The organism is Sphingomonas sp. M6A6_1c (genome assembly GCF_053345135.1).
Window position 1 is genome coordinate 14260 of sequence record NZ_JBKEZO010000009.1, and the last position, 18807, is coordinate 33066.

The window sequence follows — 18807 nt, forward strand, 5'->3', positions numbered from 1 at the left end:
CGCCGTGAGGGATGATGCCGCCATGCGTCATGCTGGCGATCGTGTAGGGCCGGTCGCCTGACGACCGTCCTTGCATCCTCTCGACGACGCTCGACTGCGGCGTTCTTGTCGTGATTTGAATGAGCCGTTCAGTTCCAGAACGGAAATATAATCTTTCGATTGATCAATGCGTTTGGCTGATGGCTAACGCTGGAGCACGTCACTGGCGGTTGCCTGCCCGATCAGCTTGGCGGCGTCATCGGCGCGCAGCCAGCCATCCGCCTGCTGCCGCGCAACCGCCGCGCGTACCTTGGCGACGAACCCGGCGTGATCGCCGTATCGCTCCTTCAGCGAGAGCCGCGGATCGCCTGCGGCGAGCCGTTCCGCGCGTGTCCGCGCGAAAGGGATATAGCCCCCGAAGAAGCCGCAGCCACCGCCCCTGCCCCAACCGCTCGCCTGGACGTTCCAACCGAGATAGGTGCCGAGCGGCACCTGCAACTGAACGGACGGGATACCCGATGTCTCGTTGCCGTCGTCGTCGACGCGGGGGACGCGGGACGGAATCACGCCGCGGATGGTCGGTGGCTGGCGCGTGATCGTGCCGCTGACGTCGTGATAGGCGAAGCCCGCTCCCATATCGTAATCGAGGAAGGCGTTGAGCTTGCCGTCCGGCGAAGGCGCCCCCGGCCAGCGGGGGAAACCCATTGCGGCGGCGTTGGCCTCGACCAAGTCGCCCGACCGCAGCATTGGATAGCGGCTCGGCGGCGGTGCCTTGCCGCCGCGAACCCACTCGACCAGCATCGCCTGCGCCGCGCGCAGGCTGTCGTGCGAGGGATTGGGGTTGCCGGGCAATGCACAGGTCGGCGACTTCGGATCGCCGGCGAGCGGGAAGCCGCCGGTCCACGAACCGCCATGCGTCACCGACGGGAAATAGTAACGTCGCACCCCCGCAGGCAGTGGCAGGTCGGCCTTCGCATCGGTGCCGATCAGCCCGGGCGACATGCGCAGGCCCCAGAATTCGGCGGATCCGAACGTCTCAATGACCTTCGGGCAGGTGCCACTCGCAGTGCAGCGGTCCAGCAGGCTGCTCTTCCCGCGGCCGCGCGCGACATCGTCGTAGCGCCCCCACCAGAGCGTACCTTCGCTGCCCGGTTCGTAGAGGCCCGCCGCGCCGCCTGGCACCGCGAAGCGCAGGTTGAGCGGCACCTGTCGCGCCGCGATGTTCGGGTTGACGCCGTCGAAGACGCGCGCGCCGCCCTCGTCGGCGTTGAAGCCGAGATTGACGAAGCTTTTGAGGAAATTGCCCGACTGCGACGTTCCGCTCGCCACGGTCCAGCGTACCCGGCGTGCCGGATTGGCAGTGCCGGTGTCGTCGGGCTTGCCGCTGCGCAGATAGGCGACGAGGTCGCGCGTCGCGGCGAAACCGATGCCCAGAACCAGCGGGTTCTTGCCCTGATAGACCAGCGTATAGGCATAAGCGGGATCGAAGCCGCCGCGGACGCACAGTTTCGCCGGGTCGGGCTTGCCCGGGAACGGCGCCGTGGCGCAATCCGCGAACGCCCAGTCGCCGGGTGCGATATCCGCTTGCGGGGCGGCATCCGAAGGCTGACGGAAAAGCCGGGCCTTGGTCGTGTCGAGCGTCACCGGCAATGGGCGTGCCGTCGGCTTGCCGATGCTGCCGGTGATCGGCAGCGACCGCGCACCAGCGGGCATGTCGGTGAAGCGCGCCAGCACCGGCCCGCTTAGCACGCCGCCGCCGGGCGCATTCGCGACCGGTACGGTTGCCGACTGGACGTCGACGCCCGGCGTCAGGTCGCCCTGCCAGCCGCTGATGACGCGGACATGGCCGTCGGGATCGGCACCGATCGGCCAGCCGCCGCGGTTCGGCACATCGTAGAACAGGACTCCGCTCGCTTTCGTGGGATCAATCGGCCGGGCGATCGCAAAGGTCGCCGAATAGCCGACCCGTCCGCGCGCGTCGCGGGCTGCACCTTCAATATCGGTAATGATGCGGTTGTGCGGATCGGCCGGATTGAGCGTGCCGAAGAAGCGCCCGCGGACGATCTCATAGGGGGTCGCCGCGGTCGGCGGCGCCGGCGTCACGCTGTCGATTTGGATGCGCTCCAGCCGCGCGATCGCAGGGGTCGCTACCATCGCCGCAAGCGCCGAGCCGGTGAGGAGGAGACGGGCGGTACGCATGATCGGACCTTTCATTCACGGTCGATAACCAGATCGAGCAATTGCGCGCCAAGCGTCTTGCCATGCGCGTCGAGCGACAGTGACCGGGTGACGCCGCCGCGCAACGCGCCCTCGAGCACGAAATTGAGCGCACCCAGCGCGGGCAGTTCATACCGGCGGATGCTGCGCACCGGCAGGTCGGCGAAATGCGCGGAGACCCGGTCGATCGTCACTTGCCGGGCGAGCAGCGCGAAATCCGCCTCGTCATAAGCGATGACCGCGATCTGCGAGATGTCGCCTTTGTCGCCGGTGCGGATATGCGCCACGTCGCGCAGGATCATGTCAGGCGACCTCATAATGGACGGCGGGGGCAATGTGCGACCGGTCGATCAGCGTCGAAGCCACCGCCAGCACCTCGCGCACGGACGTGACGACGCCGCCACCGCCGAATGGCCCGTTGGTGTAGAGCGCCTCGACCTCGGCGCCGATCCGCTCGGCGGCCACGCGGCTCGCGGCACGACCGGCGACACGCGCTCGCACCTCGCGCGGTTCGGCGCCGGCGCCCCGACCGGTGCGATCGATCGCATCCATGCCGATCAGTTCGCAACGCAGGTCGGCGACCGGGACGCCGGTGATACGCAGTCGCTCACGGACGATGTCGAGCGCCAGACGGCCACGCGCCACCGCACCTGGGCCGGCGTAGGAGATCTGGCCCTCGCCGGAAAAGCCGTCGCGATAGCCGATCGAGACTTTGAACGTATCGGGCTGCGCTCCGCCGCCGCCGCCGCTGACCGCGACGCGATCGGGTCCCGTCTGCTTGAAGCGGACCGTGCGAAAATCGGCGGTGACGTCCGCTTGCAGATAGGCACCGGGATCGAGGATCTCGTAGAGCAATTGTTCCTTGCACGTCGCCACCGTCAGGCTGCCACCCGAGCCGGCGACCTTGCCGAGCAGCGCCGAGCCGTCTTCGGCGACATCGGCGAAAGGAAAACCGAGCCGGGCGAGGTCCGGCACGTCCTTGACGCCGGGATCGGCGAAATAGCCGCCGGTGACCTGCCCCGCGCATTCGAGCAGATGGCCGACGACCGTGCCGCGCCCGAGCCGCTGCCAATCGTCCATGCCCCAGCCGAAGCTGTGGATTATTGGTCCGAGGAACAAGGCGGGATCGCCGACCCGGCCGGTGACGACCACGTCGGCGCCACCATCGAGGGCGGCGACGATCCCAGCGGCGCCGAGGTACGCGTTGGCGGAGACGATCGTATCCCCCAAGTCGCGACTGGTGCCCGGTCGGTCGATCAGCGGAAAGTCGCCGCCGCGCACGATGTCGAGGACGTCGTCGCCGCTCACCGCGGCGACCCGCAGTCCCGCGAGGCCGAGGTCGCGGGCGATGCGCGCCACCAGTTGGGCGGCGCTCGCCGGATTGGCCGCGCCCATGTTGGTGACGATCCGGACGCCGCGCGCGTGCGCGGCAGGCAGCACCATGCGCATCCGCTCTTCGAGCAGCGGGTCGAACCCCGCGTCCGGGTCGCTGATCCGCACCGCCTGGGCGAGGGCGATCGTCCGCTCGGCGAGGCATTCGAACGCGAGGAAGTCGAGGTCGCCATGCTCGACGAGTTCGAGCGCGGGCTCGATGCGATCGCCGGAGAAGCCGGCGCCGGCGCCGATGCGGATCGTCCGACCGCTCATATCGTAAATATCCCGAACAGAAGCGCGACGAGCGTCATCACCACCGAGGCAGCGAACAGCCAGGGGATCGAGAAGCGCTGGTGCGCGCCGAGGTCGACGCCGCTGAGCCCGGCGACGAGGAAGGTCGCGGGGGTCAGCGGACTGACCGGAAAGCCGGTCGTCATCTGGCCTAGCAGCGCCGCCTGCCCGACCTGTACCGCCGGCACGCCGAAATGGCCCGCGACCTCTGCGATCACCGGCAGCACACCGAAATAGAAACTATCGGGATCGAACAGCAGGCTCAACGGCATGGCGATCAGCCCAAGCAGCACCGGGATGCGCGGCCCGATCGCATCGGGAACGTGCGCGACGGAGGCGTCGGCCAGCGCCTTGATCATCCCCGACCCGGTCATAATGCCGGTGAAGGCGCCGGCGGCGAACAGGATGCCCGCCATCATCAGCGCGGCGCGGGCATGCGCGTCGATTCGCTCGCGCTGTTGCGTCGCGGACGGGTAATTGATGATGAGCGCCAGTGCGGTGCCGGCCATGAAGACGACGACGGGCTCGATCAGTCCCGTCACCATCGTCGCCACCACGACCAGGGTAATCGCGACGTTGACCGGGAGCAGCGCGGGCCGGCACAACGCCTGCGCGACGTTATCCTCGACGGTGAGCGGCATCGCTGCGTCCGACGTTTCCGGCATCGACCGCACCAGTGCGAGCCGGCGCTCCTCGCGAATACCAAGCCACCACGACACGACGAAGACGAAGGCGAGGCCGACGAGTTGGACGCCGATCATCGGCGTGAAGATCGCCGCGACGGGGAGTTTCAGCGCGGCGCCCGCGCGCAGGGTCGGTCCGGTCCACGGCAGAAAGTTCACCCCCGCCGCCATCGACGCGGTGCAGGCGAGGACGCGGCGGTCCATACCCAACCGGTCGTAGAGCGGCCGCAGCGCCGGGATGGTGACGAGGAAGCAGACGGCGCCCGATCCGTCGAGATGGATGACCAGTGCGAGCAGCGCGGTGCCGAGCGTGATCCGCGACGGCCGCTCGCCGACCAGCCGCAGCACCGCGCCGACCAGCGGCGCGAGCAGTCCCGCATCGGTCATGATCCCAAAGAAAAGGATCGCGAAGACGAACATGCCCGCTACCGGCGCGATCTTGCCGAGGCCGCCGAGGATATAGTCCGGAATGCCGGGCGCCAAACCCGCAGCGGTTGCGCCGGCGATCGGGATGAGGATCAGCGCGGCGAGCGGCGACACCCGGTTCGACAGGATGGCGGCAAGCAGCGACCCGATCGTCGCGGCGGCTATCAGCGCCAGCATCCCCGCCCTCCCCTGTAGCGTGTTTTCTCTGCGACGATCATGCCGCCGAATGATCTATCCAGCAATTCGAGTTATCTGATCGGGCAATCAGTTTTCTATATCGACCATCGCCTGCCGGCGCACGGCGTCGAGGAACGCCTCGGCCGCCGGCGACAACGTCCGGTTCTCCAGCCGGGCGATGCCGATTGCCCGCGCCACACGGGGCGGTGCCATCGGTCGCCACGCGACGTCGCCGCCGACGCCCAGCATCGGCAGAGTCGACCGCGGCAACAGCGTGATGCCCAAGCCGGCGGAAACAAGGCCGCCGACCGTCGCGAGCTGCGCGCATTCGTACAATGGACGAACCAGCATATCGGTCTTGGCGAAGGCGCCATCGGTCAGCAGCCGGACGCTGCTGCGCGGCTCCATCGCGATGAACGGCTCGGTCGCGAACAGCATCCAGTCGGCCGGCGCGGCGATGGCCTCGGCATCCTCGCGCCGGCACACCAGCACGCATTCGTCATCCATGATCGGGTCGAAGCGGAACCCCTCGCCCGTGCCGGGGGGCGTGGTGACCGCGAAGTCGATCAGCCGGTCGAGCATCTGCTGATAGAGCGCGCCCGACAAATTGTCGCGCAGGATGATCTCGACCTGCGGATGCGTCCGATGGAAGCCGGCGATGATCGCCGGCAGGATATGCGCCGCCGCGGAGGGCAATGCGCCAACGATGACCCGCCCACGCTGTCCCGCGAAGGTCTGCTGCAACTCCTCGAAAGCCAAGTCAAAATCCCCGGCGAGCCGCTCGACGGTCGGCAGCAGCGCGGCACCCGCCGGGGTCAGTGCGACATTGCGCGAATTGCGGTCGAACAGGCGGACGCCGAGCTCCTCCTCGAGCAGCTTAATCGTCCGGCTCAGCGCCGGTTGCGACAGATTGGCCAGCCGCGCGGTCTCGCTGAAGCTGCGCGTGACGGCAACCTGCATGAACAGCCGCAAACTCGACAGGCTGGGGGTACGGCGCATGATCCTTCTCCTCCGCATCGATAGCCGCGACTGATCGATCGATGCAAACACTCGATTTTCATTATGCGACACCCGCCGATAGTGATGCGTGAAACAATCGGGAGAGGGTGATGACAGCTCGGACGGCCTATGCGCTGCTGACGATCGGGACGGCATTGACGATCGCGGGTCCGTCCGCCGCGCAGACGAGCGATCCCGATGCCCGCGCTGCTGCGGTCGAACAGCGCATGACCGACGCCGAGCGTACGACGATCACCCACGGCATCATGGCGATCCCCTATGGGGACACGCCAATTCCCGCGGACGTGCCGCTCGGCGCGGGCTATGTCACCGGCATCCCGCGGCTCGGCGTGCCCGCGCTGACCGAAACCGACGCGAGCCTCGGCGTTGCCTATGTCGGCGGGCTGCGCAAGGATGGCGCGACCGCCCTTCCCTCCGGTCTCGCGATGGGCGCGACCTGGGATCCCGCGTTGCTGCGGCGCGGCGGCGAAACGATCGCCGGGGAGGCGCATGCCAAGGGGTTCAACGTCCTGCTTGCCGGAGGCATCAATCTGGTCCGCGATCCCCGCGGTGGCCGCAACTTCGAATACCTTGGCGAGGATCCCCTCCACTCCGGGCTGCTCGGCGGCGCCGCGATCGCCGGCATCCAGTCACGCCACGTCCTTGCCACGGTCAAGCATTTCGCGATCAACGCGGTCGAGACGGGGCGGCAGTTCCACAATGCGATGATCGGCGATTCCGCCCTGCGGATGAGCGATCTGCTCGCGTTCGAGATCGCGATCGAACGTGGCGATCCCGGCGCGGTGATGTGCGCCTATAATCGCGTCAACGGTGCATCCGCCTGCGGCAACGACGCGCTGCTCAACGGCATCCTCAAGCGCGACTGGGCTTATAAGGGGTTCGTCATGTCGGACTGGGGCGCGGTCCACGGTCTCGATTTCGCGCTAAAGGGCCTCGACCAGCAATCGGGCGCGCAGCTCGACGACAAACTCTATTTCGGCGACGCGCTATCCGCCGCGGCCCGGCGAGATCCGCGATACAAGACGCGGCTCGCCGATATGAACCGCCGCATTCTGCGCTCGATGTTCGCGGTCGGGATCGACGCCGATCCGCCCGCGATCAAGGCGATCGATTTCGAGGCGAATTCACGGGTGGCGCAGCAGGTCGCCGAACAGGGCATCGTTCTGCTCCGCAACCGCGGCGTGCTGCCGCTGGCGGCCAAGGCGCAACGGATCGCGGTGATCGGCGGCTATGCCGACAGCGGCGTGCTCTCGGGCGGCGGCTCGTCGCAGGTGCAGGGCGTCGGCGGCCCAGCGGTGGCGATCCCGACGGTCGGCGGACCCTTCGCGGCGCTGCTCGCGCAATCCTATCAGCGTTCCGCGCCGCTCTCGGCGATCCGCGCGCGGGCGCCCAAGGCCGACGTGGTGTTCCGGAATGGCCGCTATATCGCCGATGCGGTGATCGCGGCGAAACAGGCCGATGTCGCGATCGTCTTCGCGACGCAGTGGATGACGGAGGGGCTCGACGCACCCGACCTGTCGCTGCCCGACGGGCAGGACGCGCTGATCGCTGCGGTCGCACAGGCCAATCCGAACACGATCGTCGTCCTTGAGACCGGCGGCCAGATCGTGATGCCGTGGCTCGACAAGACGGCGGCGGTGCTGGAAGCTTGGTATCCCGGCGCGCGTGGCGGCGAGGCGATCGCCGCTGTCCTGTTCGGCGACGTCAACCCGTCGGGGCGGCTGCCGGTGACGTTCCCCGCATCGGTCGACCAGCTTCCCCGTCCCAAGTTGCCGGGAAGCGATACCGTGCAGCCCGATTTCCTCGGCAAGGGAAAGCCGAACCAGACGTTGGACATCAACTATGACATTGAGGGTGCCGATGTCGGCTATCGCTGGTTCGCGAAACGCGGCGCAACGCCGCTGTTCCCGTTCGGCTTCGGCTTGAGCTATACGACGTTCGCATATGGCCCGCTGACGATCGCTCCTGGGGAGACACCTGTCGCGCGCTTCACTCTGACCAATACCGGCAAGCGCGATGGCGCCGAGGTCGGACAAGTCTATCTGGTCAGCACACCGCACGGCCCCACGACGCGTCTCGTTGGCTTCTCCAAAGTGCAGCTCAAGCCCGGCGAGCGCCGCGCCTTAGAAATCCCGATCGATCCGCGCATCCTCGGCAATTGGACGAACGGAAGATGGCATATGGCAGCGGGTACTTATCGCTTTGCTTTGGGCCAATCGGCAGCGCAGCTTGGAACGGCAACGAAGATTGTGATGTCCAACCGGAATTGGTGAGCAAAGCTAGTCCGCGGGCGAATGGTGCCGGAAAGACCCAATGCAAGCCATTCGCACGCCTAGTCCCGCTGCCCAAAACACGCCGCTCGTTTATGTGAGCGCACCGACCGCGTGGGCAAGCTCAGCCAGCCGTTCGGAACACCCAATTTTGGGCACGAACCTGCCGTTCCTCGCTCGACGAGTCTCCTCTAGGGCGGCCTCATACAGACGAAGAAACCGGCTTGAAGCGAGACGCCCATATCGAGTTCCTAGACGACTTTGCGCCCGCATCTTGGCACCCGGCGATGAAGTGGCGCCGTACGAGCGGACGGTCCGCAACACGCCGGCGAGAGCCGAATCATGTTCGGTACGATCCACCTCCGCGCCGGAGCGGACATTGAATAATGATCAAAGTATTCTGAATTTGGCATCGTTTCCACTTGCGGTCGACGCGCCCGAAGGATAGTCTTTCAGCAGTAATCCTAGCGTTGCGTTTGCCTTCTAAGAGGGAATGAAACGATGACGATTATTCGCCGCATGCACTGGACATCCTGCCTGATACTTTCCCTCGCTGCGACAGCCGCCGAGGCGCAATCGAACGCTACCGATGCCGCCTCGCTGGGCCTCACCGAGCTTACAGACGATATGTCGCGTCAACAGCTTTTCGCCGAGATACAGGCGATCGATCGGCAGGGCAGCCCGGCTGATGTCGCGCGTGCCAATGAAGCTGGCCAAACCTTTGCGCTGAACGGGCCGTTTCGCTTTCCCGGCGACACCACCTACGACTCGACGCTCAGCAAGCCGCGGACCTACTCGCTCTTCGGCATCGACATCAGCCACTATACGAGCCCCTCCTTTCCGATAGAACAGCTCGCCGTGCGCAACGTCCTCTTCCTTTATATGAAGGCGACGCAGGGCGCGACGGGTCTCGACGGCAAGTTCGCAGCCTTCTGGAAGCGGGCCGGCGCTTTGCCAAAAGGCAGTCAAATTCATCGTGGCGCCTACCATTTCCTGTCTGCCTGCCAGGGCGCAGATTGCACAATCAGCGCCGCCAAATGGGGCAAGCTCCAAGCCGACACCTTCGTGAAGGTGATCAAGGCCAATGGCGGGCTGCTCACCACGGATATGCCGCCGGTCGTCGATCTCGAATGGGACAAAGCGAGCCGCGATGGCCCGGATCGCTGGCAGAACCGCTCCGCCAAGGACATTTCCGTTGTGATCGACGCCTTCGTGACTGAAGTGAAGGCGCAACTCGGCCGGACGCCGATGATCTACACCGCTCGTTCCTGGTGGGATGGCCGGATGAAAGGCCTGCCGATGAGCGCGACGATGAAGTCAGCTGCTCTGTGGCTTGCCGATTATTCGAAATCCTCGCGTGCAACCGAACTGCCGCGCACGATCAGCGGTGCGCCTTGGGCGCTGTGGCAGTTCACCGATTCCGGCACCATGGCGACCGGGTACAATGCCGGCTTCGACGCGAATATTTGGAAAGGCGCGCGCGCGAATTTCTACTGGACGCTTGGCGTCCAGGAATTCGTCCGATGATGCCGCGGCGGCGGATCGGTATGTCCTCAACGCTTGGGGTAGCTGCAGCAATATTGACCGCAACGGCCGGGCACGCCCAGCCACCTGTGTCGCCTCAACCGGCAACCTACAGTGGAACTTGCCCCAATGGCGCGCCGGCACGTGAGGCGCGCTATTGCCGCTTCTTCGTTCATTATGCGAACGGCAGCGAACCGCTGCCTGTCATGGTCGGTGACTTTCTCGGTATCACGCAAGCCTCTCAGACCCGCTCAATCGGCCTCATCATCGCCATTGATGCCTATCCTCAGATGCCAGGTCACGATCTGTCTGCCGCGGCGGTGGACGCCCAACGCCTTCAAGACTTTTTGGTGAACAACCAGAGATTCGACGAGGTGATCGTATTGCGTAACGCCGACGCATCGCCCGCGAATATTGATTACTTCCTGCGCGATTATCTGACCAACCATGCCGATGACTATAAGGGATCCGATGGGCAAGGACGGGCTCGCCTCTTGGTCGCCTATACCGGACATGGCCGCGCTGAAACGAATGACGCGCAGGCTGCCTTCGTCTTAGAATCGGCCACCGACCCTAAGGGTTCGACTGGCATTTATCCGATGACCAGCTTCACGAACGCAGTGCAGCATCTCGCTCCGCATTATTTCCACGTTCTCACGCTAATCAACGCCTGCTTTGGGGCGAACATTTTCACGCTCGGCAATACCGGCGCGGCGGCGACGCCTACTGCGCCCGGCTCTTTCGTGATGACGGCTGGGTCTCCCCAGGATGAGGTCCAAGCGCTGATTCCCAAGCGCGGCAGCTTGTTCTTTGACCTGATCATCAATGGTGTGTCGCGCGGCGAAGCCGACCCGACCGCCAGCCAGTATATCGTCACCGATGGAACCAGCACTGCACAGCCCGACGTCACACTGACGCTAAGCCAACCGCTGCAGAGCTACCTCACCGCGGCTTTTTTCCGCATCAATGCGATCCAGAAGAAAGCCAATCCCCACTTCCTTGCGATCAGCGCGCCCTATCTCGGCCCAGTCCAGACTGGCATGGCTCAAGGTAGCTTCTTCTTCGTGTCGAACCGCCCCACAAAGACAGAGCTTACGAAACTATCGAGCAGCGTTTCGCCCTATCTGACGCCGATCGCTCCTGGTACCGTGAGCGAGACTGCCAGCATAGATTTAGTGCCCCTTGCCACCCCCATATCGCCGCGCCTGCTTGCTCCGCTATCCCCCAGCGACGCTGCGAAAAGTCTCCCGATCGGTCCGGTCAGCAGCATCAAGGGGCGCCCGGACATCAAGATATTCAAGCCGCCTGTGGTTTATCCCTTCAAGGGCTACGACTTGTCCGCGGCCGACGGTTCAATCGATTGGAGGGCCTTCGCCAAGAGCACGCTTCCCCAATTCATCTATGCTCGCGCGGTCGGCTGGGCGGGACCTGACAAGAGCTTTTCCGACCATTGGACTCATGCCAAGGCACTTGGGATTGATAGGGGTGCGTATCTCAAATTTGACTTCTGCCGGTCTACGGCAGATCAGCTCAACCGCCTTCGGGAAGTTGGCGGCGGCGACATCGATGCACTGCCGGTCGCGATCGAACTGGTTACTCCGACCGCTGACCAGCCTCAGGGGACCGTTCAACTCGCCTGCTACAAGACGATGGGCATCGCTGGCGCCCAGAATGCGATCCTAGACCTCGCCAAGGCAGTCGCGACTGCGACCCTCAAGGTCCCGCTCTTCAAAGGGAACAGTTACAATCTCTCGATCCTGACCGACGACAGAGCGCAACCCTACATGATCTGGCTTGACGCTTATGGTGCGCCCGAGACACTCGCTGAACGGCTCAAGCTGCGGGGCCGCAATCCTTGGACACTCTGGCAATATTCGCACGGGCTGTCTGTTGCTGGGGCTGGCGCGCGGACCACAGGCGAGGTGTTTTTCGGTACAGCAGCTCAATATGCGCGGTTCAGACGGGCGGACGTGAATGTAGCCCTTGCCGCAGTGGAATAGGTAGCGCGCATGCGAATGACCAGTTGCCGCCAAAGCGGTCATTTACGGCCCGATCGCAGGGTGGCTCCACATGATCGCAAGCCGCCGGAAGATTAGTGGCTGTAAGGACCCACATCCGGACATTCGTGACCAATTTCCGGCTCCCCAACATCAGCCGTTCGTTCATCTTCGCGCTCTGACCGCTTTTGGCGTCTAACTTGTGAATGTCGCGACCTAGTGGAAGCGGAAGGGCAGCTATTGGCCAATCGGACGCGATACGTCAGCCTTGCAAGCCCAAGGCAAACTCCGTTTTCCACCATCGCCTGTTTTCGGCTGTGTCAACGCACCGGTCAAACTTGCCAACGACCGATGGCTTAGACAGTATTGAAAATGCTCGAGGAATCCTCGCCAATCTGCTGAACGAGTCTTGCATTTCCTTGTAACTGACGCGTCCCTCCTCGTCATTAAGCCGCCATAGCAATTGAGCAGATCGTTCTGACCCCGAAGAATAGCCGGTCAGGCCGTGGCAGAGGCCGTTGCGCATCTTGAGTGCGTGTTGAAGTTCCTGAATAAGGTAATCGGCCATCTCTCCCCGGAATTGTCCGGTGTCGTTTGTATTAGGGATACTGCTGCGCCAAGAGCGGAGACACGCCGCTATGCCGTGTGTTGGCCTTGGGACTGTCCCGCAATGTCTGGCGACCTGCTCCCGCAACTCCCGCTCGATGTCAGCCCATAGGAATAGTAAAGACCCCAGACAGGCTTGCATATCGTGAACCGACACCGTCGTATTCTCAGGCATCGTTCAAACCTGCCCATCATTTGCTAAGAACCGGTTTCCGAACGCTCGGTTCCAGCATTAGAAGAAAGCTTAGGTTACGTCCAGAAAGGAGCATATATAGAAAGGCTGTTAAGGTGGCACCGAAGATCAGAAGCGGACATTCCCATCGAAAATCGTGCTTTGGACGACCGTGCGAGTGACCGGCCGAGGACGAGGACCCACAATCGGTTGTCCCGACGGCAACGCCTGCCGCCCAACCTTGGACACTCATTCATCGGTGTTGTAATTGCGTCTGAGACCAAAGAGCTGACTGCGGGGATCGGAAATATGTTGATTCTTCGTCTTCTGATTACCCTGAGCCTGTGTTTTGGTGCTGCAGTTGCTCATGCCGAGTGCCGCCTTGGTGACGTTGATGCCTTACCCGAACGAGCATTGGTCTACCTTCCCGCGGCACCCACAGCCGAGCCCATGCCGCTTGTGATCCTGCTGCACGGCAGCACGGGCACCGGGGCAGAGATGCTACGTGACAGCCATCTTGCTGACACGGCAGATCGGCATGGCTTTGTGGTGGTAGCGCCTGACGGCGGTATTGCAGCAGCTCGTGGCTTCGTTTGGAACATTCCCGGCGTCCCTACTGTCACGGGTACCTTGCCGCCGAAGGACGCACGCGACGATGTGGCTTATCTGACGGGCCTGGCTGACCGGCTTGTCGCAACCGGCTGCGTCGACCGTACACGCGTATACGTGACCGGCCTGTCGGGCGGAGGACGGATGGGGTCCTGGCTCGGCTGCGTCGCCGCTCGACGTTTCGCTGCGATTGCGCCAGTCGTCGGACTGCGTGCCGGACGCCCTCTCGCGTCCGATCGTACGCAACCCGATCCCGCAACGTGTCGCCCAGAAGTGCCGATGCCCCTTCTAGCTTTTGCCGGCGACGCAGATTCCACAAACCCAATCGCCGGAGGCGGCGCCTCCTACTGGCAATATTCCCAGACCATAGCCCTACAACGCTGGGCAGTGCTGAACGGCTGCTCTCAACCTTACTCTCGCAATCTGAGCGCTACGATCTACGAGCAAGGTTATGCACGCTGCCCAGACGGCGCGGCGGTTGCAGCGCGTGTAACTCGCGGTGGTCAGCACAGCTGGTCAGTCGTCGACAATGAGGCGATGTGGACGTTCCTGTCGCGCCATCGGCGCTAGACGGAACCTCGGCAGCTCGAACCCAGAAGACGCCGGTCCAGGCCTTATCAAGGTTACCCACGTGCGGACGTCCATTCATCTGGTGAAGCGAACCGGTCGCCCCTTGCAAGGCTCGATATGACGGCAGTCGGTGGCGACACGTTGTCGAATGTGGTGCGGATCAGCTCACGCGGGTAGGTAGGTCCCGCAGTTAGGGCCCCTCGCGCTGGCAACCGTTGCGTTTCGCTACCTCCGTTTCACCCGATCGGTTGTTGAAGATGAACTACAAACACCCGCCCTCGTGGCGTATCGCCGGTTTCGCTCTGTCGGCAGCGGGCGCCATGCTGTTCGCAATCAAGGGCGTGCTGATCAAGCTGATATATCGCTACGGGATCGATACGACGAGCCTGCTGGCGATGCGCATGGTGCTGGCCGTACCGGTGTTCGCACTCATCGGCGCGCATCGGTGGCAGCAGCTGGCGCGGGATGCCAGGCCCGACGCCCGCACCGTCGGCCTGGCCATGCTTGTGGGTGTCCTCGGCTATTATATCTCATCCTGGCTGGACTTTCAGGGGCTGCAGACACTGGATGCGCAAATCGAGCGATTGATCCTGTTCACGTATCCGTTTCTGGTCATCCTGTTCGGGCGATTGCTGCTGGGACATCCCCTTCGCGCACATGCCCTGTTTGGAGCCGCCCTCAGCTATATCGGCCTGTTCGTAATGTTCGCGGGCGAGCCGACGCGGTTGGGATCAGCAGCGCTGATCGGCGGAGCGTTCGTGGCGATTGCGGCGATGACGTTCGCCCTCTACCAGCTGTTCGCGCGCGAGCTGATCCTGCGCTGTGGGCCATCCTTGTTCACCGCGGTTGCAATGAGCGCGGCCGGAGTGATGGCGTTACTCGGCTTTTTCCTGACGCACCCCGCTTCGACGCTGGTGCCGCCGCGGGGTGCTTGGGGGTTGATCGTGGCACTGGCTGTGTTTGCAACCATCGTCCCCGCCTTCCTGATGTCGGCGGGTACGGCAAGGATCGGCGCTCAGGGCACCGCAATCGTGTCAACGATCAGCCCGGTGGTGGCGATCGGCGTTGCGATCATGGTGCTGGGTGAGCCATTCGGCTGGCCGGAGGCGGTCGGCACGATCTGCGTGTTGGGCGGCGTCGGCGTCTTCAGCGTGATCGAAAGCCGCCCCCGCTCGTATCAGGCGGCTGAAGAAGGGCCGGCCTGAACGCTCGTTTAGACGAGTTTCTGTTTGGTGGTTCCCGGCCGAAGGACCCACTTTCGGCGGCTCAGAGACTACGAGGCATCGCCCGAAACCGGCCGCTCGTTCAGCATCACCGACGGCCGATCAACCACATTTCCGGAACCGACATGACCAAGAACGCGCAAATCATCCGGAATGTTTATGCCGCGGCTGAGGGCGCCTCCCTTGATCCCGACCGGTTCGCCTCCCTGTTCCACGACGATGGCTATTTCCTTGACCAAGCCTCAGGGACGCGGTGGACCGGTGATGAGGTCCGTCAGCCCATTCAGGGCATTGCCAGCACCTTCCCCGACATGCACCGCGAGCTGCTATCCTTCTATTCAGTTGGGGACGCCGTGATCGTCGAGCTTCGGCTACAAGGCACCCACCGCGGCGATCTCATGACGCCGAAGGGTGTACTGCCTCCCACCGGCAAGACGTTCGACATACCGTGCTGCGACATCTTTCACCTTCGCGACCGCAGGGTGGTCTCATTCCATTGCTACAACGAGTTTCCCGCTTGGGTGAGCAGCTTGCCCACGAACTCATGACAGGCGCCAAGGCGCCACGGCGCCACGGCGGCCGGGTGCCGACGGCGATTGCGCAAACCGTCGGAGCCCGACACTATCGCGCACGGACGTTAGCGAACCCGACAGGGACGGCGTCCGGCGACGAGAAACGGGAGAGGGACAGCATGGGGTTGGCTTGGACGATGGCGGCGGGCGTCGCTCTGGCGAGCGCGCCAGCCGTGGCGCAGGGCGGGGCTGTGCCGACCGGGCTCGACCCGCTCGGCCAGATGCAGCCACTCGTGTCGCCAGATCCGGCGGCCTTCCACGTCGCGCGGCTGCGCAACGGCGTGCAGTTCCGGCTGAACGGCGTCACCAAGTCGGTGATCTTCTATGCGCCGGACGTGGTGCGGGTGACCGCCAATCTCGGCGCCTCCTATTGGACGCAGCGCAGCCTTGTCGTCGTCCGCACGCCAGAGGCGGTGCCGTTCACGCTGCGCGCCGACGCCGCCACGCTCGATCTGGTCGGCGCCAGAATGCGAGTCAGCATCGACAAGCGGACCGGCGCGCTGAGTTACTATGATGGCACGGGTCGACTGCTTACCCGCGAGCGGGCGGTGGCGCCGCAGGCGATCACGCGCCGTATCGTCTCGGACGCGCCGACCTACGAGGTCGAGAACCGGCTGACACTGAAGCCGGGCGAGGGGATCTACGGCTTCGGCTTCACCGGCGACGATGCGGTCAATCGCCGCAATGCCGACCTGCTGCTCGTCCAGACCAATGTCGGCATCATCATCCCGGTGATGGTCTCGACCGAGCGATACGGCATCCTGTGGGACAGCTATTCGCAGATGCGCTTCAAGGACGATGCCGGCGGCGCGCGGCTATGGGCGGAGAGCGCGCCTGGCGGTGTCGATTATTACGTCATGGCCGGCGATACGATGGACGGCGTGATCGGCGCCTATCGCTGGCTGACCGGCGACGCGCCGATGTTCCCCAAACAGGCGTTCGGCCTGTTCATGAGCAAGGAGCGTTATCGCACCCAGGATCAGTTGATCGACGTCGCGCGCACGTTCCGCCGAGAGCGCTTCCCGCTCGATTACATCGTACAGGACTGGCAATATTGGGGCAGCGACAAAGACGGCAGCTGGTCGGGGATGACGTGGGACCCCAAGCGCTTCCCCGATCCGGTCGGGATGGCGCGGACGATCCACGATCTCAACCTGAAGCTGATGGTGTCGATCTGGCCCTCGGTCGGCGACGATACCGCGCTGGCGCACGATCTCGACCGTTATGACCTGCGCTTCAAGCCCGAGCATTGGATCTCTAAACATGCGCGGATCTACGACGCGTATAGCGCCAGGGGCCGCGAGATCTATTTCAGCCACATCAAATCGGGGCTGCTCGACAAGGGCGTCGACGCCTTGTGGATGGACGGGACCGAGGTCGAGGTGAGTTCGGCGATGTGGAACCCGGTCGATAACGTCCGCGATACCAAGGCGCTGGGCCGCAACGCGATGGGCGACTTCACCCGGTATCTCAGCCCCTATTCGCTGCTCACCACCGAGGGCACCTATCGCGGCCAGCGCGCAACCAGCGACAAGCGCGTCTTCACGCTGACCCGATCGGCGTGGGCGGGGGCGCAGCGCACCGCGGCGGCGTCGTGGTCGGGGGATATCTATGCGAGCTGGAAGACCTTCGCGCAGCAGATCGCCGGCGGTGTCAACGTCACGATCACCGGCAATCCCTATTGGACGCAGGACACCGGCGGCTTCTTCGTCAGCGACTTTCCCGGCGGCGAGAAGAACCCGGCTTGGCGCGAGCTGTTCGCGCGCTGGTTCCAATATGCCGCGTTCAACCCGATCATGCGCGTCCACGGCACCGACGTCGAGCGCGAGCCCTATCGCTTCAAGACGCTCGATCCGGCAGTCTACAAGACGTTGCTCGACACGGTCCAGCTCCGCTACCGGCTGCTGCCCTATATCTACAGCCTCAGCGCGCAGGTGACTGCGGATCGCTACACGCTGATGCGCGCGCTGCCGATGGATTTCCCCGACGATCCCGCGGTGCGCAGCATCGACGACAGCTTCATGTTCGGATCGTCGCTGCTGGTCCATCCGGTGACGCGGGCGATGTATAATATCCTGCCCTCGGCGCCGACGACGGTGCCGGCGGATGCGCTGCGCACGGCGGACGGCAAGCCGGGGCTCGCGGTGCAATATTTCTCGGGTGAGAATTTCGAGACGCCGCGCGGGCGGGCGATCGACGCCAGGGTCGACCACAATTGGCCTGATCCGCCGCTCGCCGAATTGCCGCCGGGGCTTACCGGGCTCGACCATTTCTCGGCACGCTGGGAAGGCGAGCTGATCGCGCCCGAGGACGGCGAATATGAGATCGGGCTGGCGGGCAACGACGGCATGCGCCTGTTCCTCGGCGGTGCGCCGGCGATTGACGCCTGGACGCGCAGCGCCAGCCGCACGCGCGTCGTCCGCCGGACGCTGCGCCGGGGCGAGCGGCTTGGCGTGCGGCTTGATTATTTCCATCCCGAAGGCGGCCGCAACTTCCGCTTTGTCTGGCGCACGCCGAGCGACTTGCGACGCGACGCGGCGGCGCTCAGCGCGCCGCGCGACCTGACGATGCGCACCTATCTGCCCAAGGGCGCGGACTGGTACGATATGTGGAGCGAGCAGCGTTATGCCGGCGGTGCGACTGCGGTGCGCGCGGCGCCGCTCGACGTGGTGCCGGTCTACGTTCGCGCCGGCGCGATCGTGCCGATGGGGCCGGTGCTGCAATATGCCACCGAGCGGCCGGACGCGCCCTATGAGGTGCGCGTCTATGCCGGGGCCGACGGCCGCTTCACGCTCTACGAGGACGACAACGAGACCTATGCCTATGAAAAGGGGCAGTCGGCGCGCTACGATCTGCGCTGGAACGACGCCAGCCACACGCTGGCGATCGGCGCGCGGCAAGGCAGCTTTCCGGGGCTGGTCCGGCGGCGGCGGCTCGATGTCGTCGTCATCGGATCGGGTGCCGGGGGGGCGACCCATAGCCGCCGGAGCATCGACTATGACGGCCGGGCCGTCAGCCTGACCTTCGCCGGAGCGCGATGACGGACGGGCCGGCGCGGGCGATTCGCACCGCCGCCCCGCCGCCTAAACGTGAACGT

Annotated in this window: 12 protein-coding genes; 7 read left to right on the top strand and 5 right to left on the bottom strand. The window is 64.6% G+C overall.

Annotated features, from left to right (window positions below):
* Positions 1-183: 183 nt before the first annotated feature.
* The 5 genes from ACLBWH_RS18045 to ACLBWH_RS18065 form a co-directional block, all read right to left on the bottom strand.
* Entirely contained in the window at positions 184-2178 is a 1995-nt protein-coding gene (locus tag ACLBWH_RS18045; protein WP_447800243.1) for an alpha/beta hydrolase domain-containing protein, read from the bottom strand.
* Between the two features lie 11 nt (positions 2179-2189).
* Positions 2190-2498, bottom strand: a complete 309-nt coding sequence (locus tag ACLBWH_RS18050) for an AtuA-related protein (protein WP_447800245.1) — start codon at positions 2496-2498, stop codon at positions 2190-2192.
* A 1-nt stretch (position 2499) separates the two neighbouring features.
* Positions 2500-3843 carry an acyclic terpene utilization AtuA family protein gene (locus ACLBWH_RS18055; RefSeq protein WP_447800246.1) on the bottom strand — a complete coding sequence of 448 codons (1344 nt, stop codon included), beginning with the start codon at positions 3841-3843 and terminating at the stop codon, positions 2500-2502.
* Positions 3840-5147, bottom strand: a complete 1308-nt coding sequence (locus ACLBWH_RS18060; protein ID WP_447800248.1) for a CitMHS family transporter — start codon at positions 5145-5147, stop codon at positions 3840-3842. Before ACLBWH_RS18060 ends, ACLBWH_RS18055 begins: the two co-directional genes overlap by 4 nt.
* 87 nt (positions 5148-5234) lie before the next feature.
* Positions 5235-6146, bottom strand: coding sequence for a LysR family transcriptional regulator (locus ACLBWH_RS18065; protein WP_447800249.1), 912 nt, complete (start codon positions 6144-6146; stop codon positions 5235-5237).
* 110 nt (positions 6147-6256) lie between these two features.
* On the opposite strand from ACLBWH_RS18065, the gene ACLBWH_RS18070 reads away from it, so the two are divergent.
* The 7 genes from ACLBWH_RS18070 (at position 6257) to ACLBWH_RS18100 (ending at position 18751) form a co-directional block, all read left to right on the top strand.
* Positions 6257-8440, top strand: coding sequence for a glycoside hydrolase family 3 C-terminal domain-containing protein (locus ACLBWH_RS18070; protein ID WP_447800250.1), 2184 nt, complete (start codon positions 6257-6259; stop codon positions 8438-8440).
* A 498-nt stretch (positions 8441-8938) separates the two neighbouring features.
* Positions 8939-9964 (top strand): glycoside hydrolase family 25 protein, encoded by a 1026-nt coding sequence (locus ACLBWH_RS18075; RefSeq protein ID WP_447800252.1) that lies wholly within the window; start codon positions 8939-8941, stop codon positions 9962-9964.
* The gene (locus ACLBWH_RS18080; RefSeq protein WP_447800253.1) at positions 9961-11961 is read left to right on the top strand and encodes a GH25 family lysozyme; all 2001 of its coding nucleotides are present in this window, start codon (positions 9961-9963) and stop codon (positions 11959-11961) included. The genes ACLBWH_RS18075 and ACLBWH_RS18080 overlap by 4 nt, the downstream gene beginning before the upstream one ends.
* A 1084-nt stretch (positions 11962-13045) precedes the next feature.
* Positions 13046-13915, top strand: a complete 870-nt coding sequence (locus tag ACLBWH_RS18085; RefSeq protein WP_447800255.1) for an alpha/beta hydrolase family esterase — start codon at positions 13046-13048, stop codon at positions 13913-13915.
* A gap of 257 nt (positions 13916-14172) precedes the next feature.
* A complete protein-coding gene (locus tag ACLBWH_RS18090; RefSeq protein WP_447800256.1) occupies positions 14173-15120 on the top strand; it encodes a DMT family transporter in 948 nt (315 codons plus the stop codon).
* A 143-nt stretch (positions 15121-15263) separates the two neighbouring features.
* Entirely contained in the window at positions 15264-15686 is a 423-nt protein-coding gene (locus tag ACLBWH_RS18095) for a nuclear transport factor 2 family protein (protein WP_447800258.1), read from the top strand.
* A gap of 143 nt (positions 15687-15829) precedes the next feature.
* Positions 15830-18751: a TIM-barrel domain-containing protein gene (locus tag ACLBWH_RS18100; RefSeq protein ID WP_447800260.1), complete on the top strand. Its 2922-nt coding sequence runs from the start codon at positions 15830-15832 to the stop codon at positions 18749-18751.
* The last annotated feature ends 56 nt before the right edge of the window (positions 18752-18807 follow it).